This is a genomic window from Lachnoclostridium sp. Marseille-P6806 (genome assembly GCF_900625025.1).
Taxonomy (GTDB): Bacteria; Bacillota; Clostridia; order Lachnospirales; family Lachnospiraceae; genus CAG-791.
Genome location: NZ_LR130592.1, coordinates 1 through 17,444, shown reverse-complemented (window position 1 = coordinate 17,444; position 17,444 = coordinate 1). Strand labels below are relative to the sequence as shown.

The 17,444-nt window shown below is 50.4% G+C and carries 13 protein-coding genes; 1 reads left to right on the top strand and 12 read right to left on the bottom strand.

Annotated elements, in window-relative coordinates:
* Positions 1–250: 250 nt before the first annotated feature.
* The gene (locus E0E20_RS13130; protein ID WP_242622802.1) at positions 251–1,438 is read left to right on the top strand and encodes an AraC family transcriptional regulator; all 1,188 of its coding nucleotides are present in this window, start codon (positions 251–253) and stop codon (positions 1,436–1,438) included.
* 75 nt (positions 1,439–1,513) lie between these two features.
* Here the strand turns inward: E0E20_RS13130 and E0E20_RS13125 are convergent, their stop codons facing one another.
* The 12 genes from E0E20_RS13125 to E0E20_RS13070 all read right to left on the bottom strand — a co-directional run bounded on the left by E0E20_RS13125 (position 1,514) and on the right by E0E20_RS13070 (position 16,934).
* Positions 1,514–2,722, bottom strand: a complete 1,209-nt coding sequence (locus E0E20_RS13125) for a macrolide family glycosyltransferase (protein WP_130838631.1) — start codon at positions 2,720–2,722, stop codon at positions 1,514–1,516.
* A 68-nt stretch (positions 2,723–2,790) separates the two neighbouring features.
* A complete protein-coding gene (locus E0E20_RS13120) occupies positions 2,791–4,182 on the bottom strand; it encodes an MFS transporter (protein ID WP_130838630.1) in 1,392 nt (463 codons plus the stop codon).
* A gap of 181 nt (positions 4,183–4,363) precedes the next feature.
* Positions 4,364–6,826, bottom strand: coding sequence for a glycoside hydrolase family 2 TIM barrel-domain containing protein (locus E0E20_RS13115; RefSeq protein WP_130838629.1), 2,463 nt, complete (start codon positions 6,824–6,826; stop codon positions 4,364–4,366).
* Positions 6,827–7,451: 625 nt separating this feature from the next.
* Positions 7,452–7,913: an immunoglobulin-like domain-containing protein gene (locus E0E20_RS13110; protein ID WP_130838628.1), complete on the bottom strand. Its 462-nt coding sequence runs from the start codon at positions 7,911–7,913 to the stop codon at positions 7,452–7,454.
* Complete coding sequence (locus E0E20_RS13105) at positions 7,910–8,233, bottom strand: hypothetical protein (protein WP_130838627.1); 324 nt, start codon at positions 8,231–8,233, stop codon at positions 7,910–7,912. Before E0E20_RS13105 ends, E0E20_RS13110 begins: the two co-directional genes overlap by 4 nt.
* A 141-nt stretch (positions 8,234–8,374) precedes the next feature.
* Positions 8,375–8,875, bottom strand: coding sequence for an acyclic terpene utilization AtuA family protein (locus E0E20_RS13100; RefSeq protein ID WP_242622801.1), 501 nt, complete (start codon positions 8,873–8,875; stop codon positions 8,375–8,377).
* A 49-nt stretch (positions 8,876–8,924) separates the two neighbouring features.
* Positions 8,925–10,316: a glycoside hydrolase family 32 protein gene (locus tag E0E20_RS13095; RefSeq protein ID WP_130838626.1), complete on the bottom strand. Its 1,392-nt coding sequence runs from the start codon at positions 10,314–10,316 to the stop codon at positions 8,925–8,927.
* A gap of 57 nt (positions 10,317–10,373) precedes the next feature.
* Positions 10,374–11,246, bottom strand: coding sequence for a carbohydrate ABC transporter permease (locus E0E20_RS13090; RefSeq protein ID WP_130838625.1), 873 nt, complete (start codon positions 11,244–11,246; stop codon positions 10,374–10,376).
* Complete coding sequence (locus E0E20_RS13085; RefSeq protein ID WP_130838624.1) at positions 11,246–12,130, bottom strand: carbohydrate ABC transporter permease; 885 nt, start codon at positions 12,128–12,130, stop codon at positions 11,246–11,248. Before E0E20_RS13085 ends, E0E20_RS13090 begins: the two co-directional genes overlap by 1 nt.
* 40 nt (positions 12,131–12,170) lie before the next feature.
* A complete protein-coding gene (locus E0E20_RS13080; RefSeq protein ID WP_130838623.1) occupies positions 12,171–13,523 on the bottom strand; it encodes an ABC transporter substrate-binding protein in 1,353 nt (450 codons plus the stop codon).
* A gap of 232 nt (positions 13,524–13,755) precedes the next feature.
* The gene (locus E0E20_RS13075; RefSeq protein WP_130838622.1) at positions 13,756–15,351 is read right to left on the bottom strand and encodes a response regulator; all 1,596 of its coding nucleotides are present in this window, start codon (positions 15,349–15,351) and stop codon (positions 13,756–13,758) included.
* Positions 15,348–16,934 carry a cache domain-containing sensor histidine kinase gene (locus E0E20_RS13070; protein WP_442911489.1) on the bottom strand — a complete coding sequence of 529 codons (1,587 nt, stop codon included), beginning with the start codon at positions 16,932–16,934 and terminating at the stop codon, positions 15,348–15,350. Before E0E20_RS13070 ends, E0E20_RS13075 begins: the two co-directional genes overlap by 4 nt.
* Positions 16,935–17,444 lie beyond the last annotated feature (510 nt).

The following is a 17,444-nucleotide window of genomic DNA, read 5'->3' as shown; positions in this document are numbered from 1 at the left end:
AGTGAGAACAGCCATCGCGGAGAGCTTGGGAAATACAGTGAGGTATTTCGTGCATCCATAGCAGACGGAACAGCCAGAAAGACGGCGGCCATTCGCTGGCATCTCTGGGATATATAGTTTTCAATGGACAGGGTGCTTGATCTGACACTTACTGTCCTACAGTAACTTGACGCTATCCTCCTCTCTGCCTCGCGCAAAAGGCTTTCCATATGCTACTATAATTAAGAACAGGAAATATCGCAGCTGCCGCATGAACGCTTCTGCAAGGGACGCGGCGGATAACGAGCGCAGTGCGGAGGTGTCTATGCTCTATACCACATTCGGCGCCTTTCAGGCGGAAATGAAGTCCTATTATACGCGGACCGGAAGCCGCTTGCAGTACCCGGAAATGATTCGCTACATGGCGCAGCACGGCCTCATGACAGAGAAAATGCCCGAGTACAAAATACCGGACGACATCTGTTCCATGAGCGATCCCGAATTCGACCGGCTTGTGGATACTCTCCCCATCGGAAGCGCAGAAAGCGTCTCCCCGCTTCCCCGGGCCGTGCAGGAGGATCATCTGATCCCGGAGCGCCGGGATGTGTTCATCATCCGCCATCCCCGTTATACCAGGCCCTTTATCCATTCCCACAATTATTTTGAAATCAACTACGTCGTCAGCGGAACGCTGACATTTGTCTTTGAAAAGGAATCCCGCCTCCTGCGGTCCGGCGAGCTGTGCGTCATCGCGCCGGGCTCACAGCATGATTTCTACACGGAGAGCGATGATACCATCGCATTCACGGTCTGCATCCGGAAGAGCACCTTCAACACAACCTTCTTTCAGCAGATGTCCGGCCAGGATCTGCTCTCCTATTTCTTCCGAACCATTCTTCACGATGAGGAAAAGCCCAACTATCTCCTATTCTTCACCCATAACAACGGCAGTCTGATCCGATATCTCCGTCTGGCGCTTCTTGAATGTACCCGGCAGGACGCTTACAGCAACAGCGCCTGCGTGAACCTGACCCACCTGATGTTTGTGGAGCTGCTTCGCAGCTACTCACAGACCGTCCGCTTCTACAACTACAAAATGGGGAGCGGCTTTTCTCTGGTGCTTCAATATCTTCAGCACAACTATAAGAGCATCACGCTTGCAGCTCTGGCCTCTTTCTTTCATTACAGCAAGCCGCATCTTTCCACTCTGATCCGCAAAAATACCGGCTTCACCTTTTCTGAGCTGGTCAAGCAGCTTCGTCTTGCCGACGCCGTCCGGTACTTGCAGAATACCGATCTGAAGGTCGCAGAGATTGCGGAAACCGTGGGCTATCACTCCGCGGATCATTTTTCCCGCGTGTTTCGCTCCGCCTATGGCGCGGCTCCTCAGGAATACCGGAAAAATTACCGCGCAGAGCCGGACTTCATCCCTTTCCGGCACGAAGAAACGGCCCTGTAAGCCGTCAAACCCCGCTCTCCGCACTTCTCCAAAGCAGGGCTCCCCGGTTTCCGCCGGAAAGCCCTGTCCGCGATATCACCTGCCGCCGAGAAAATTCAGGAGTGCGTCCGCCGTCGCCGGCGTCCCTCCCAAAGACCGCATGTCCTCGCTGAACTCCTCCGCCGTCTTTTTGTAGGTCGGATCCTTCAGGATCCTCTCAATGGCTTCTCTTAACGAAGCGGAGGTAATGCTCCGCTTATCATAAAAAGCAAGCCCCAGGCCCGTTTCCTCGATGCGGCGCGCCGTGATCGCCTGCTCGTCCATCTGGGGAATGGCGATCATGGGAACGCCGTAATAGATGGACTCGCCGGTGCCGCCCATGCCCGCGTGGGTGATGAAGATATCCGCCTGGGAAAGAATATCAAGCTGCGGAACCATCTGCCTCAGTTCCACATTGGCGGGCACGTCCGGGAGGGATGCCGGATCAACGGGCCCCAACGCGGCAAAGACGTTGATGTCCAGCTCTCTGACCGCGTCAAAAAGGATCGGATAGTATTCCGGCCAATTGCTGAAGGCGGTGCCCAGAGACGAATAGAGCAGCGGCTTCCCATTGTCCGGCCTGCGCCATGTCCCGAAGGCGGGACGCTCCCCGATCTGCACGCCGGTAAAGACAAAGCTGTCGTCAAAGCTCCCGCTGCCAGGCACCAGTCTCTTCTGCATCAGGACCAGATTCAGATCTCCCTGACCGTCAAAAATCTCCTTCACCGTCATCCTGCGGCATCCGTATTTCGCGGCCAGCTCCTCCGCGATGCGGTCCGCGGCAATGCGGAGCGGGTGATCCGCCGGAACGCCGGAGAAGGATTCCGCTACCGAGTAGCTTTCGTTAGACGGATAGCTGGTATAGAGCATGACATTGGGGATATGCAGTGCGTCCGCCGCTGCCGTTCCGGCAATCCCGGCAAAGTCATGAACGATCGCATCCGCTCTGTCCTCCTCCAGAACCTCCAGAATATCATCGATGTATGCCCTTGCCTCGTTCAGAAACAGAAAGGGAACCAGCGCCGCCACACTGTCTTTCTCCTTATTTTCGTCCTCCGCTGTTTTCGCGCCGCGCTTCTGCGGATCATTCTCCGCCATCCATGAGTGTACGGGAACAAATTTTGCCCCTGTCGGTTCGATGATCCTGCGAAATTCCTCCGTTGTAAAATACGTAACCCTCTCTCCCCGTCTCACCAATTCCGTCACGAGGGCAAGCGTCGGATTCACATGCCCGAATGCACCAAGGGACACTACCGCAATGTGCATATCCTGCCTTCCTTTCCTGTCAAAACGGCAGGCCGCAGCCTGCCGTGCCGTCGGGCCTGCCGCAATGCTTATTCGGCCTGCTCGCTGATATCCTTGAGATTCTTCTTCATTTCCTCGATCTCGGCATAGTGCTTCTGGAACGGATTGAATACGACGCAGAGGATCAGGATCACGCCGGTGATACAGGGCGCTCCGAACTTCAGGAAGTTCAGCGCGAACATGGTCGTCTCATTCTGCCGACCGATGGCGCCCGCGACATAGCCTGCCAGACCGAGGACCGCAAGGATGCCGGAGGAAACCACCGTATTGCCGCACTTCTGCGCGAAGCCCTTGATCGAGGAGATCACGCCGTTCGCGGAGATCCCGTCCTTCAGCATCACAAAGTCGATGCAGTCGTTTACCAGAACATTAACCAGCGCGTTCTGCATGGAGGCAAAGCAGGAAGAAATAAAGGTCATGACGCAGAGCCAGACAAAGTTCATATTTCCCGTGAAGAACAGGATGATATAGCAGACGATGGATGCGACCTGCGATACCAGCAGCGCTCTCTGTCCGGTCTTGAATACGCGGAGGAAAATCGGCATCAGGACGACCATGGAAACCAGTGCCGCGATGGAGATCACCGCCATATAGGCAGAGATCAGATCCGGTCTCCCGAGGAAGTACATGCAGTAGTAAACAGATGTGGAGAACATCATTCCGTAGCCCATGGAGGCCATGACCCACGCCACGATATTCGGCCAGACCTCCTTGTGCCTGAGCACCGTGCCGAGAGGCTTTAACGGGTTCTCTCTGGAAACGGGCGTCAGGTACTTCTCCCTTGTGGTGCCGAACAGCCCCCAGAAGGAGACGAACGCAAGAGCGGAGAGAACGACCATGAACGGAATGTAGGGATTTTCAAAGCCAAGACCGGAAAAGAAGCCCGTGATCTGCGGCGTGAAGGTGTTGCCGACGGTGAATGCCACTGCGCAGACGCCCGCGCCCATTCCGATGATGGTATTCCTTCTCTGCGTATCACGGACGACAGCGGGAAGAACCGCCATCTGCGGCATGGTATACATAGTCACCGTCATGCCGTAGCCGATGTAGGCGATCAGAATAAAAAAGAAGGTTCCGACACTCTCCAGCCCCGGATTGACCCAGATCAGCACGGAAAAAATCAGAAGCAGGATCGGCGCCGCAAAGAAATAAGGACGATATCTCCCCCATCTCGATTTTGTGCGGTCCGCGATGATGCCCATCATGGGATCGTTGATCGCGTCCCACAGCGTTGCGATAAACATAATCAGAGAGGCTGCGCCCGCCGTCATTCCGATATCATCGGTCAGGTGAACCGAAAAGTAGCTCGCGATCACCGCGGCGATCGTCATGGCTCCGCCGTTTACGGAGGTTGCGTGAAACCACGCGAAAGCGTTCGAGCCCTCCCGCACAGATGGCTCCGCCCTGTTTGATTCTGTCATTTGAAACACCTCTGCTTTCTTGTGAAACCGATATCTCCTTAGAGAATCCCCTCTGTTTCCCGTCGCGGGTCTGCAGCACCCATGACCTGTCTTACGAGATAATACTAACATCCGGAGCGCCCCGGCTTAATGTTGTAACTTTCTCTAAATCCGACATATTTTATGATGCAGCACGAAAAAACTACAGGGTCAGCCCGCCGGCGCAGCCCTTCTCCGACCGAAGGAAAAGCCTGCCCGGCAGAGTCTGATCCCTCTTTTCGGCAATCAGCAGTGCCCGTCCGTTCCATGTTCCGGAGACGCCCTCATTATAATTATGCAGCGGTCTGGGATCCGCGCTGCCAAAGCCCAGCACTGTCAGATTCTCCGCCGTCTCGACGCGGAGCTCCTGATCGTACGCGGGTCCGTCCTCCTCTTTTCCGTTCGCATCCGTCAAAACGGCGCTGATATAAAGCAGGTCCCCGCAGTCCTCTGCGGAAAGGGCGAGAGAAGCCGCTTCGCCTCTGTATTCCAGAACATCTCTGCCGATCTCCTGTCCGCGCTCGTCGTAAAGGATGGCCGTCACGCAGCCCTTTTGATACGCCGCTTCAAAGAGGACGCGATATCCGATCACCCCCGCCCCCGGCCGCGGAAGGCGCTTTCTTCCCTGTGATACGCCGTTCACAAGAAGCTCCGCCTCATACCCCCTGCCATAGACCTCGATCGTAACGGGCTCCCCCTCTCTCCCCGGCCATGTCCATGAATGTATCGCATCCGAAATGACCCACGGGGTGCGGATGAGCTTTTCTCCATGATGAGCGGGGTCCTGCACCGCGATATAGGGCGCCGTTCTGCGTCCGAATACGCTCTCGCGATAATATGAGGCAGGCCTCCGGAAGCCTGTCAGATCCAGATCGCCGCAGCCGGAGAGCTGTACCGGGTACTGTGCGCCGAAGCCTCCCTCGCCGGGCTGATAGCCCGGGATCCCGATCCCGGCTTCTCCGATATAGTCCCAGCCGGTCCAGGTGAAATCGCCGATCACTGCGGGCGTCCGCTCTATGATCTCCCAGTTCCTCGCAATCTCCGGCGGATAGGTTTCGGCTCCCACCATGACGCGATGAGGATAGGCGGCGGCATCCCGCTCGTATCGGGCCGTCATGTAATTGTAGCCCATCACATCAAGCGCCTCCGCCGCCATATCCAGACGCCCCGACACCGCGGCGTGCGTCACGATATCATCCATACGCGTGTCCATGACGGTCATGAAATCGTTGACGTTCCCGTCCGCTTTCCCGTCGGCGCCGCCCCCGCGCTCCCCCGCCGTTTTCCGCGTCAGATCAGCCATGATCGCGGGAACCAGATCGCCGCAGGCAAAAACTCCGTTGATCCCCGCCGTCGTACAACGGGTGCCGTCCAATCCCCGTATATACTCGGAAATCTGATGCGCCAGAGAGGAACCCTGCTTCATTCCGATCTCCGGGATCTCATTGCCGATGGAATACAAGAGCACGGAGGGATGATTAAAGTCCTTGCGCACCATGGCCTGCGCGTCTTCTCTCCAGTGCGATTCAAAATCCAGAGAATAATCATGATCCGATTTCGCTCTGAGCCACATGTCCGACAACTCGTCCATGACATAGACGCCCAGCCTGTCGCACGCACGCAGCATGGCGGGCGCCATGGGATGATGAGACATGCGGATCGCATTGAAGCCCGCCTCCTTCAGCAGCCTGACCTGTCGGAGCTGCGCGGCTTCATATGTCGCGGCGCCAAGAAGTCCGCTGTCGTGGTGGATGCAGGCCCCGCGCAGCGTTACGTTCGCTCCGTTAACGAGAAGTCCCTTTCGGGAATCCACGGAAAATGTCCGGATCCCGAACTCGATCTCCTGTTCATCAAGGAGCTGACCGCCGTCTGTCAATCTTGACGCCATCCGGTACAAAACCGGCCGATCCTCCCCCCATGGCTCCGGATTCTCTATGAGCATCCGCTGACGGACCGTCCGCTTCTCCCCCGCTTTCAAAAACAGCCTTGAAGTCTCCCGCGCGGCGATACCGCCCGCCTCGGAGCGGATCTCCGATACCAGCGTGAGCTCCCTTGCGCCGCCGCTCCTGTTCCACAGCTCGGTCTCCGCAAGCAGCACGGCCAGCGACGCCTCCAGGCGCTCCGTCCGAACCCGGACGCCCTCATGTGCGATATGCGTCTGATTCGAGGTAAGAAGATAAACATCCCGGTAAATGCCGGAGCCGGAATACCAGCGGGACTCCCGCATGGCCCCTGTCTTGACCTGAACGCGCAGCTCATTCGCGCCCTCTGCGTTCAGATAATCCGTCAGCTCTGCACAGAACCCGGTATACCCGTTATCATTTGCCGCGACAAACTGCCCGTTCAGATATACTCTCGCGTGTCGGTACACTCCTTCGAAGAACACGGCGACTCTTTGAGCCTCCCAGGCTCTCTGCGTGTCAAACTGCTTTACATAGATGTAAGAGCCGCCGTCGCGAAATCCTGTCGACGTCCCGTTCGGGCTTTTCGGATCCGCCTTTTCCTCGATCATCGCGTCATGAGGCAGCCTCACCGTCCTCGCCTGCTCCGGGATATTCCACACCAGTGCAAAAGAATCCGTATCCTTCCAGAATTTCCAATCATCATTCCATTTGACCGCTTTCATTCATTCCTCCTCATCGTCAGATAAAAGCGCGCGAAACGTCCCCGCCCTCTCCGATATCGTCCCTGCGCCCTGATCGCAGCAGGCGCTCGCGATAAACAGGGGAGCCGCCGCATCAAAGACAGCTTACCACCGGTAAACGCCCGTTCCCATGTCGTAAATTCATGGATATCCGATATTTTTTATCCTCTATTCCCGCGGGCAACGAGTCGACACCGCGAAGCTCCCGCTCGTCGGCACACACAAAAAACGGAACCCGCTATGGATTCCGTTTTGGCAGCAGCAAAAGGGGACTTAAAAACTCCATGTACCATCAAACCTCAGTATTTATGCAATTTCACTATATAAAGATCCCAGCATTGCAGTGAGATAATTATCTCATAAAAATTTCGATTTATCGATAAATATGCTATTCTCTGTAGTGAGAAAAGAGACCGGCATGTTTATCAAGATTCTTACAAAAACATATAAAGGTGAGAAACGGTACTATGCCAGTCTCGTTGAAAACAAACGGATTGATGGAAAGGCAGTTCAGACAGTTAAGACGAAAGACCGCCTCCAGAAGGAAAACTTTACCGGAACAAAAAACCAATCCTTTTAAAACAGGACATCTATAGTACAATCTATGTCAGCAATATCGCGGAAGATATTGCCCGTGATATTGAACAGGAACAGGCTGATCGCCTGAAAAATGACTATACGCACCGCATGGCAGTGAACCGGACGCTGTGCATCGGCCTGCTGAAGAACGACTTGATTTGCTTCCGTTCATATCAGAAAAATGGCGCGGCCCGCCTGCGATAACAAAATGCCCATACGCTGTATAGATGTTGCTTTGTCCCTCACCGGAAACAGAAATATCTGTCCTGAACCGGTATTCGCCGGGTCCCAACTCTCCATACAGGGCGCTCCAGTCATATTCATGCTCCGTCACAGCGCCATACTCTATGACATAGCCGATATCGTTGAGGCCGACATTTTGAAGCACGGAGACTTCTTTCCATTCCTCCCCGTCTTTCCTTTCCACCCGTATATGCTCTCCGAATAAGAATTCACCCTTTTTTTCACGGTCATCATATTGATTGATCACCAGAATGGCGCCTGTCGGCGTGTTTTTTTCAGGCTGACCATGATCCCGAGCTCTTTGCTTTCGGCATCCGTCTCATAAAAGCCGATGGCGCCGGACTTCGCGCCGCGATCGAATGCGAGCGAATCCAAAATCTTCAGAGCCTCCTTTACAGCTTCTCCATCCTCTCTATCCTCTCCGGCCGCCGCTGTATCTGCCGCCGGCTCCGTTGATATATCTGCCGTACCCGGTCTCTTTGTGATGTCGCAGCCAAAGAACAGCATCATCGAAAAAAGAAAACATACTGCGAATACGGGCAGCGCGTTCGTCTTTTTCACCGCCATAATCTCCCTCCTTGCCGAAGCACGCCGCAAAGCTCCGCTCTCCGATTTCCATTTGGCTGAACTCTCTGCCATTGCTTCTGTAGAGTATTTTTGATGATTTTGGCATATTATTTGCATTTTTTCTGTATTTTAAATACTTTTTCAGATGTTCTGTTTCCTCCTTAATAAGCTGCTGACAAGCCGCTGCATGATGCCTGCGTGGGCGCTGACGCGCAGGCAAAAGACGCCGGCGCCCTGTCCGCCGCATTCCAGAAAATGCCCCGCCATGATGCCTCTTGCGAGGTTGTCCCAGTCGTCCGCCGCCCAGCCGAATTCGTACTTCAGCGGTGCGAAGAACAGGGTGGAGTCTGCGGCGCACCCGGTGATGACAACATCCGCGCCCTGCTGCAGGCAGCCCTCGATGCCCTCGTGTCCGATGTATACATTGCAGTTATAGATTTTGTCTATGACATCATTAAAGTCTCCGTCATAATCAAAATTCGGGAATGTCCAGCCGTCCTGTAAAAACTGTGGAATCTTATCCCGGATGTTGTCGCCGAGAACATAGCCAATTTTATAGCCTTTCATCCCCTCGGCCTTAGCCCAGCCTCTGATGCCATCGACACAGCCCGTGACGTTCATACCGCCTGCAACTGTAACCATGCCCGAAATAACATATCCCGGGCATGTCCTCTTCCTTTCTGCTATCCGATTATTTTACTAATTTTTTTGAGAAGCTGCCGTTCTCAACTGTCATGCTGCCCTCATCACAGAACAGCGCAAGGCTGTCTCCCGGCTTTGTATATGCTCTGGCATTAAGGGCGACTCCGTCCGCATAAAGTGTTGCAATGGTATCATCCACAATGAGGCGGATATGATACTTCTCTCCGGGGACCAGCTCCAAAGGGCGCTCAAGCCCTATGTTCATGCATGTGAACCACGGCCAGTTCGGAATCTTTTCAAAAATATAGCGGTTTTCATTACAATGAAAGCTGAACTGGTAGGCCTTTTCCGTATCCGGATCATCATAACAGCGAATCCCGAATCTCCTCGTCCCCTCAGAGAACGTGATGTCCGCCTCAAAGCTGTAAATATCACCGCAATTTTGGGATACAGTCTTCTGCTTTACTCCACCGGGACAGCTAAGCTCGAAAGCGTCCATTCTCTGGCGATCTTCAAAGGCATTCCATATCGTTTCCGGTATTTTAACCCCCAGCGTTCCGTCTGCCCGCTGATACACTTCATGGGCCACAAACGTTCCTGCCCATTCAAAGTTCTTCGTGTCATCGCATTCTTCCTTGGTTGCAACCCAGCCAAAAAGAATACGGTGTCCGTTCAGACAGAATGTGCGTCCTGCATAGTAAGCGCTCCCGTCAAAGGCATCATCTTTCGGCGCAATCCACGGGCCATTCAGACTTCGGCTCATGCGATAAATCATTTTATGACGGTCACTGTATTCCGTCACGACATGATACCACCAGTCCCCGATCTGAAAGAAATCCACCATCTCATGCATCACAAACAAATCCGGCGCCCAGAAATCCCCCTCAAACTTCCAGTTTTTCAGATCTTTGGATGAAAATTTAACGGTACGCCCCGTCTGACGGTTTTTGTCTCCCTGAAGCCGTGCGCCAAGAATGAGAATATACTGTTCATTTTCCTCGTCGCGAAAAACAAAAGGGTCTCTCCAATCATCCGGATCATATCCCTCCTGAGGCGTAAATGTCAGCTTATCCTGCGTCTTCGTCCAGTGAACGAGATCCTCGCTGACGGCATGCATCAAAACCTGAGACGCCTTCCCAAGTTCAGGATAATCCCTGTTATATCCGGTATAAAAAATATGATACTGCCCCTCTCCCTCGAATACGCTGCCCGCAAAGATAAACTGATCCTGCTCATCATCTCCGCCGCGGGGAACCGCAGTCCCGAGATCCTTATAGTGCACGAAGTCACTTGTGGTCGCAAGATCCCATCCGAACGGCTCTCCAAACGGGCCGGGTTTTCTGCTGTCTCTTTGATGAAAAAGATAAAACTCATTTCCCTTTCCATACGGCATGCAATCGCCAAACCATGTATTCGGAAACTGATAATATAATTTATGCATAATCTCTTTTCTCCTCTTGGCAGTTCCGCCCGGATAAAATAACTGCGAATAAGAAGCTCACCCTTTCACCGCTCCCTGCGTCATGCCGGCAAGCATGCTCTTACTGCAGAGAAAATAAAAGATGAAAACCGGAATAACCGTTACCGTGATCGCCGCAAAGGTAGCTCCCCAATTCGTAAGTCCAAAGCTTCCGACAAAATCGTTCAGGCCCAGAGTTATGGTTTTCATCTCCGTCGATCTGGTAAAAGTGTAGGCATTGATGTAATCATTCCAGACAAAGACCGTTTCCATTGTCGCAACCGTGATCACAGAATTAAGAGACATAGGTATAACGATCGAGAAAAAGCTTCTGAGCGGGGAGCATCCGTCAATAATTGCCGCCTCCAGAATTTCTTCCGGAAAGAACTTGCTGAAAGAATAGAACAGCTGAATGGAAAACGACAATGCGAATGCAATCTGCGGAAGAATAATGGCCGGAAACGTATTGATAAGCCCCAGCTTATTGAAAATAGTGAACAAAGGAATCAGCGCCACCTGCATCGGAAGCATCAGCCCCAGAAGAAAGTAATTCAGCATGAGCTTGGCGCCTCTGAATCTGATCTTGCTCAGTGCAAAGCCGGCCATAAGCGAGATCAGAAGCAGAGGAATGACAACGCCAAGCACAATGATGATACTATTCCTGAAATACGTCGGCATGTGGCTCTTTGTAAATACCGTTATGTAATTATCCAGTGTCGGGTCCGCTGACAATGCATACGCGGGGAGATGCCGGAAATCATCCGTCGTTTTAAAGCTGGAGATAATCACATAGAAAATCGGATAAATCTGGAAGATCAGGAGAAAAGCAGCCAAAGTCCATTTCAAAATCGACAGCACGATCTTCTCAGGAGTTATTCTTTTTGTATTGTGCGGGGCTGTGATCCGTGCCATTACTCGCTGCTCTCCTCCCTTGTAAATCTGCGAAACACAAATCCGACTCCCAGACAAATGATGACGATCATCACCGCGACGGCGCTTCCATAACCGTATTTCATGCTGGAAAAAGCCTGTTTATACATGTAAGTAGTCATCAGCTCGGATGAATTCCCCGGGCCTCCTCCGGTCAGCAGCCACGAATATTCAAAGGAGCGAAGAGATCCGTTCAGGACCAGAACACAGTTCGCTATGATAACCGGTTTGATATAGGGAATCCGGATATAGATATATTCCTTGAATTTCGTCGCTCCATCCACCAGTGCCGCTTCCGAGAGTTCTTCCGGAACCGCAATCAAAGCCGCATAAAAGATGACCATATAGAGTCCCAGATACTTATACCCCTCAACAAAAGCTGCAACATAGAGAGATTTTGCCGGATCAGATGTCCATTCAAGGATCTTCCATGCAGGATTGAACATGCCCAGCACTGTGTTGATAATTCCGGCAGGCGTGACCGAAAATAATTTGTTGAATATCTGGCAGATTGCGACGGAAGAAATAACGACCGGAACATAATACATGGTCTGCAAAAACACCCGGAGCTTCCTGATGCGGCTCAAAAGAACCGCAAACAGGAGACCGCCAAATACCTGAATGACAACATCGATTGCGGTATACGCAAATGTATGCCACACGGTCATCCGGAAAACCGAATCCGTTGTCAGGAGCGTTATGTAGTTCTGAAATCCGACAAATACTTTTGTACCTACTCCGCTCCATTCAAAGAAGCTGTAATACCCGGCCCAGATAATCGACACAAAAACAAATACCGTGTACGTCACAAATGCCGGTAACAGAAAGGTAAGGAGGACTGCTTTTCTTCCGAAAGCCTTTTGCATATCAATTCACCACGCTGAAATCACTTTGTACTGCCGTTGTCTACTTGACAAACGTATCGACTGTCTGCTCAAACTCTTCCGGAGTAATATCTCCGCCCGCAAGTTTCTGCTGCTGATCAACAATCGATGTCAGAACATCGGAGCTGAGCTTATCATCCCATGAAGTCCACGCCGTATCCGCAGACGCGAACATCGGCTTCGTATCGTAATAGAGCTGCGGGAGTCCTTCCGGAAGCTCTTCGTTGAACGGAGAGAATATCTTTGCATTGTTATAGCAGGCCTCGGAAAAATTCTCGCACATGAAATCAAAGAATTCCTGCATGGCGGCGTCATAGGTTTTCTTATTAAAGGCCTCTGCAAAACCAGCATGGATGGGAACGTTGGTGCTCATATTCTCCATGCCTGCAACATCGGGGACCGGGAAGAAGCCAAGCTGACCGTTATCATACATTTCCTCTGCCTGAGCGATCTGACCGGAGCCGCTGTAAAAAATCGCGCCGTTCCCGCCGTAAAACAGATCCGTAGCGGAGGTATAGTCAACACTGAGGAACCCCGGTTCAAAATATCCCTTTGTTCCCATTTCATATACAAGATTTACCGCAGACTTTGCCGCTTCGTTTTCGCTGAAGGTCTCCTCTCCTGCCTGATATCCCATAATGAATTCGGGACCGGTAACTCTCCATGGAGCGAAAGACAGATATCTCATAATCTGCCAGTTATCTTTTCCCCCGACAATAACCGGTATTTCCCCGATCTCGGAGATCTTCCGGCAGTCCTCAAGGAATTCATCCCAAGTTGCAGGAACCTCCGTAATACCCGCCTGTTCAAAAATATCCTTGCGATAAACAAAATATTCACAATACAGTCCCTGAGGGAACAGGTACAGATTGCCGTCCTCTGCATCCGTCAGAAAATCAACAACCGCGCCGTTCATCTTGTCGTAATATCCGTTTCTCTTCAGCTCGGCGCCTACATCGATCAGCGCGTCAATATCCCTGCATGCCGCGGACAGCGCGCCATTCGGGCACCCAAAGATATCCGGAAGCGTATTGCTGTTAATATAGAGCTGGAGCTTCGTCACATAATCCGCATCGCCATTCACAAGCTCTATGTCATAATCCAGCCCTTTCTCCTCACAGAATCTGGAAAGCAGATCATTGAATATCTGATACTGTTCACCGGATTCGCTGCCACGGAAAAGCGCTGTGATTTTGGTGCGGTCAGATGCCGGAGCTGCCGCTTCGTCTGTTCCCGCCTCCTCAGACGCGGCAGCGGCGGATTCTTCTGTCGCTGCCATCGGCGCTCCCCCTTTCGATGTCACGGATCCGCACCCGATCAGCACAGACGCCGCCATGGCTGCGGCCAGTATTGCGGCCAATACCTTTTTTCTCATTTTGAGCCTCCCATAATTATGTGTTTTACGGTTTTGATGAGATGCGTTGTTCCGCATTCCACCGTTTTTGGATGATCTAAGAATATATTCTTACCCGTGTCTCAACAATAAAAAATGCCTCCAAAAATATGAATTTCTTACATTTTCTTTGGCATTTATATTGATCTATTTGTGCATATTGTTGATTTTTGTATTATTACACGATTTTCACACTTTTATATTCTCCGGCTTCCTATATGGATTTGCGATATTCGTTTGGTGTCACGCCATAATATTTCTTAAAGGATTGTATAAAATAGGAAAAATCCTTATATCCTACCTTTTCCGCGATTTCATATAGTTTATATTTATTTTCTACCACAAGTTTTCTGGCTTCATTCATCCGGATGTCCACCAAAAGATTCAGAAAAGTGCGGCCGGAGTATTTTTTCAAAAGCCGGCTCATATAGGTTCTGCTCATATGAAAATGGTCTGCAACCAGATCAAGTGACAAATCCAGACTGTAATTTTTCTTTATATAGCCTATTACGCTCTCCACTATCGCATTATATCGGTCATCTGCACTTCGATTGACCTGATTTGCCAGAAGTCCGAAAACTTTAATCAAATATTCCGATATTTCCTGAACGCTTTCCGCCCCTGAAATAACCCTGATCCCATCCTGCAGAAAAGAATAATCAAACCGTTCTTCACTGATCCTGCAGTTTATTTTACAAAGCGCCGGATACTGCATACAGTTGATCATGAGATCAAGGGCCATAAACCTCGCGTTCTGCAAAATAAGCGCATCCGTAAAGATCGATCTGATTTCCTCCTCTGCCGCCGCGTTTTTCCCCGTATAAATTTCGTGATAAAGATGCTGCTTTCTGCCCTCAGTGATACTCAGTTCAAAAAATCCTCTGCTGTCTTCCAAATCATCAAATTTCACTACCGTGTGTTCACCGAGATAAATACTTTGCCCATTCGCCTGACAGGCCTCCTGATACTGCTCCGATAACCGGAACGGATCACTTCCGACCGTGCTGATGCCAATACTCATCCCCGTATGCAGGACTTTATCAAAGACCTCATTCAGCCTCTCGCTTGCTTTCAAACTGCTCTGCATACACTCCACAGCGTCCTTTTCCTCGGAGAAATTAAGAATCAGATTATATTGATGATTCAACACATCGTATTCGCTCAGCACCGTATCACAGTATTCCAGAAAGATCTCTTCGCAAATATTGCGCACGGCAAACGCTTTTGGCGCCGTAGCCTCCTCTGCCTCGTCCCATGTGATCACAGCGCATATGAACCGGTGAAGATCAGCATTCATCAGTTTTGCACGATCTGCATAATCTCTGCGATTATAGAAACGTCCGCGAAGAAGATCGCTTACAAAATGCTCCATGAGGAACGGGCGCTCTTTCTCAAAATCACTTGCCAGCGTCTCATAGTACTGGCAGCTTGCTTTTTCCTCCGTAATCTCTGCCGTCAGTTTTTTCACCAGCTGCTCTAATTGGATCAGATTTACCGGTTTTAACAGATACTCTGAAACTCCGACGGTAATGGCCTGCTGCGCAAATTCAAAATTATTGTATCCGGTAAGAAATACAATTTTAACTTTCTGGTTTTCTTCACGAAGCCTTGCCGCAAATTCAAGGCCGTCCATTCCCGGCATCTTGATATCCGTAAAAACAAGATCCGGTCTTTCCGACTCCGCCGCAGCAAGTGCAGTCTGACCGTTCTGCGCAGCCGCCACAAGGCTGCAGTTATACCGATTCCATGGGAATGATGACAATCCGTCAAGAATAATAAATTCATCATCGACAATCATAACTTTGATCATTTGTTCTGCTCTCCAAGCATACTGTAATATTTCCGATGCAGCTCTTCCGGATTTTCCATATATGGAATATGTATTTCAACCGTTGTCTGTATGCCGGGCTTTGAACTGATTTTCAGCCCATACGTATCACCATAGAGGAACTTTATCCGTTTGTTTACCGCATATATTCCGAGATTTGTATGATACCGGCTGTCATTCTCTTTCTCCGCTTTCTGATCCTCGAGCAGAGAGTCGATCTTTTCCTGTGACATGCCGATCCCTGTATCTTCTATGGTAATGCCTATATCATTTTCACTTACTCTTTTTACCGTCACCGTTATGATATTCATACCCTCTGCCGATTCGATTCCATGTACAACCGCATTTTCAACAATCGGCTGTACAATCAGCTTTGGTATCATCTGGCTCAACAGCGCCTCATCCACATCATAAATTGTCTCGAATCGGTTCCCGTACCGGATATGCTGTATATAGAGATAATCCTTTACATACCCCAGCTCCTGCTCCAGAGAGATTATGGCCTGTTTATTGCTGATACTTATCCGCATCAGATTACTGACCGCGTTTACCATATTGCAAATATCCGTCTCGTCTTTCTTAAAAGCCATCCAGTTGATGACATCCAGCGTGTTATACAGAAAATGCGGATTCATCTGTGACTGCAATGTCTTATATTCCATCTCCCGCGCCAGAATATCAGCCTGTGCCACTCGATATGTCAGGCTCTGAACATCAGCGACGGTTTTATTAAACATACGGTTCATCTGTCCGATTTCATCCTGTCTGTCCTCTCTCAACCGCACAGAGAAATCTCCCGTAGAAAACCGCTCCAAGGCTTTCTCCGTATCCTCAATCGGATGTACAAAGCTTCTTCCAAGCACGCGGGCAAGACCAATGCATGCAGCAGTCATCATTGCCATTAATCCAAGCACCGTATTTCGGAATGAACGAAGATCCCGATATAAATCATCATTGGGGATAAGGCCGATTGTTGTCCAGCCACTGTCACTGGAGCGCACATAGATGGCAAGATAGTCCATTCCCCTCATCCTGATCTCGAATGATCCCTTTGCCCCGCTCATCCTTCGATATTTTTCTTCCAGCTCTTCATCCATCTCTCCGCTGAGGACATGATCAGAGCTGTCAAGAATAATTACGCTCCCGTTGCTTCCAAAACCGATATTATTGGTCAGCTTTTCAATATAAGGGCGTTTCAGCGAAAACCTGACATATCCGAGAGGCTTCGCGGTCTGAAGCTCTTTAATCAGCTTTGCCAGCATCAATGTCCCGTCTTCGTTGTAAAGAACCCACTTTCCCTGAGAACGGTCGGCCATCTGCTCCAGCTCTTCTTTGTCATAGTCCGAGCTTTTATTACTGACTGAAAGATAATATTCCGCTCCATTCAGTCCGACGACCTCCATATCGTTCATATTGATACTGGAATATTCCTGAAGCATCATGCGCCGAATCTGTTTGCTGCGGCTGTAAAAATAATCCTCGTTGCGATTAACTTCATTTCCTGATGCCGTCAGCTCCTCCTGAATGACCGGGCTGTTCCCCAAAATATCCAGTTTATTCGTCATCAGCGTAAGGTAATTGTCCAATACGTTAGACAGCTGCTGAACTGTTTCATGAGCCTGCTCTTCCGTTTTCCGGGATATCACGCCGGATGCAAGGCGAAACAAAACAAGCGTCAGCACAAATGTTATCGGAACAAGAATAATAATAAAACATATGAATAATTGCGTCCGCAGACTCCTGTTGTTTAAAAAAGCTGCCAGTTTTCGCATCATAATAACGCGCTCCATAGAATCTCCAATATAATCATTTTCATTATATGGGCTTCTCACCGGCAGAAAAATAAGAATAATGTCCAGAAATAAAAGAATAGACAAATACAGACAAAATCAAAAAACGGAACCCGTTATGGATTCCGTTTTGGCAGTAGCGAGAGGGGGACTTGAACCCCGTCTTTCGGATTTAGCACTATAATAGTTTAGGACTTTATTCAGAGGCCATATCTCTCAAACCAGCGTAATTGCTGGCTTTTTTTATTTTGTGAAAGCTTGACAAAATCTTTTGTTTTCTCTTGT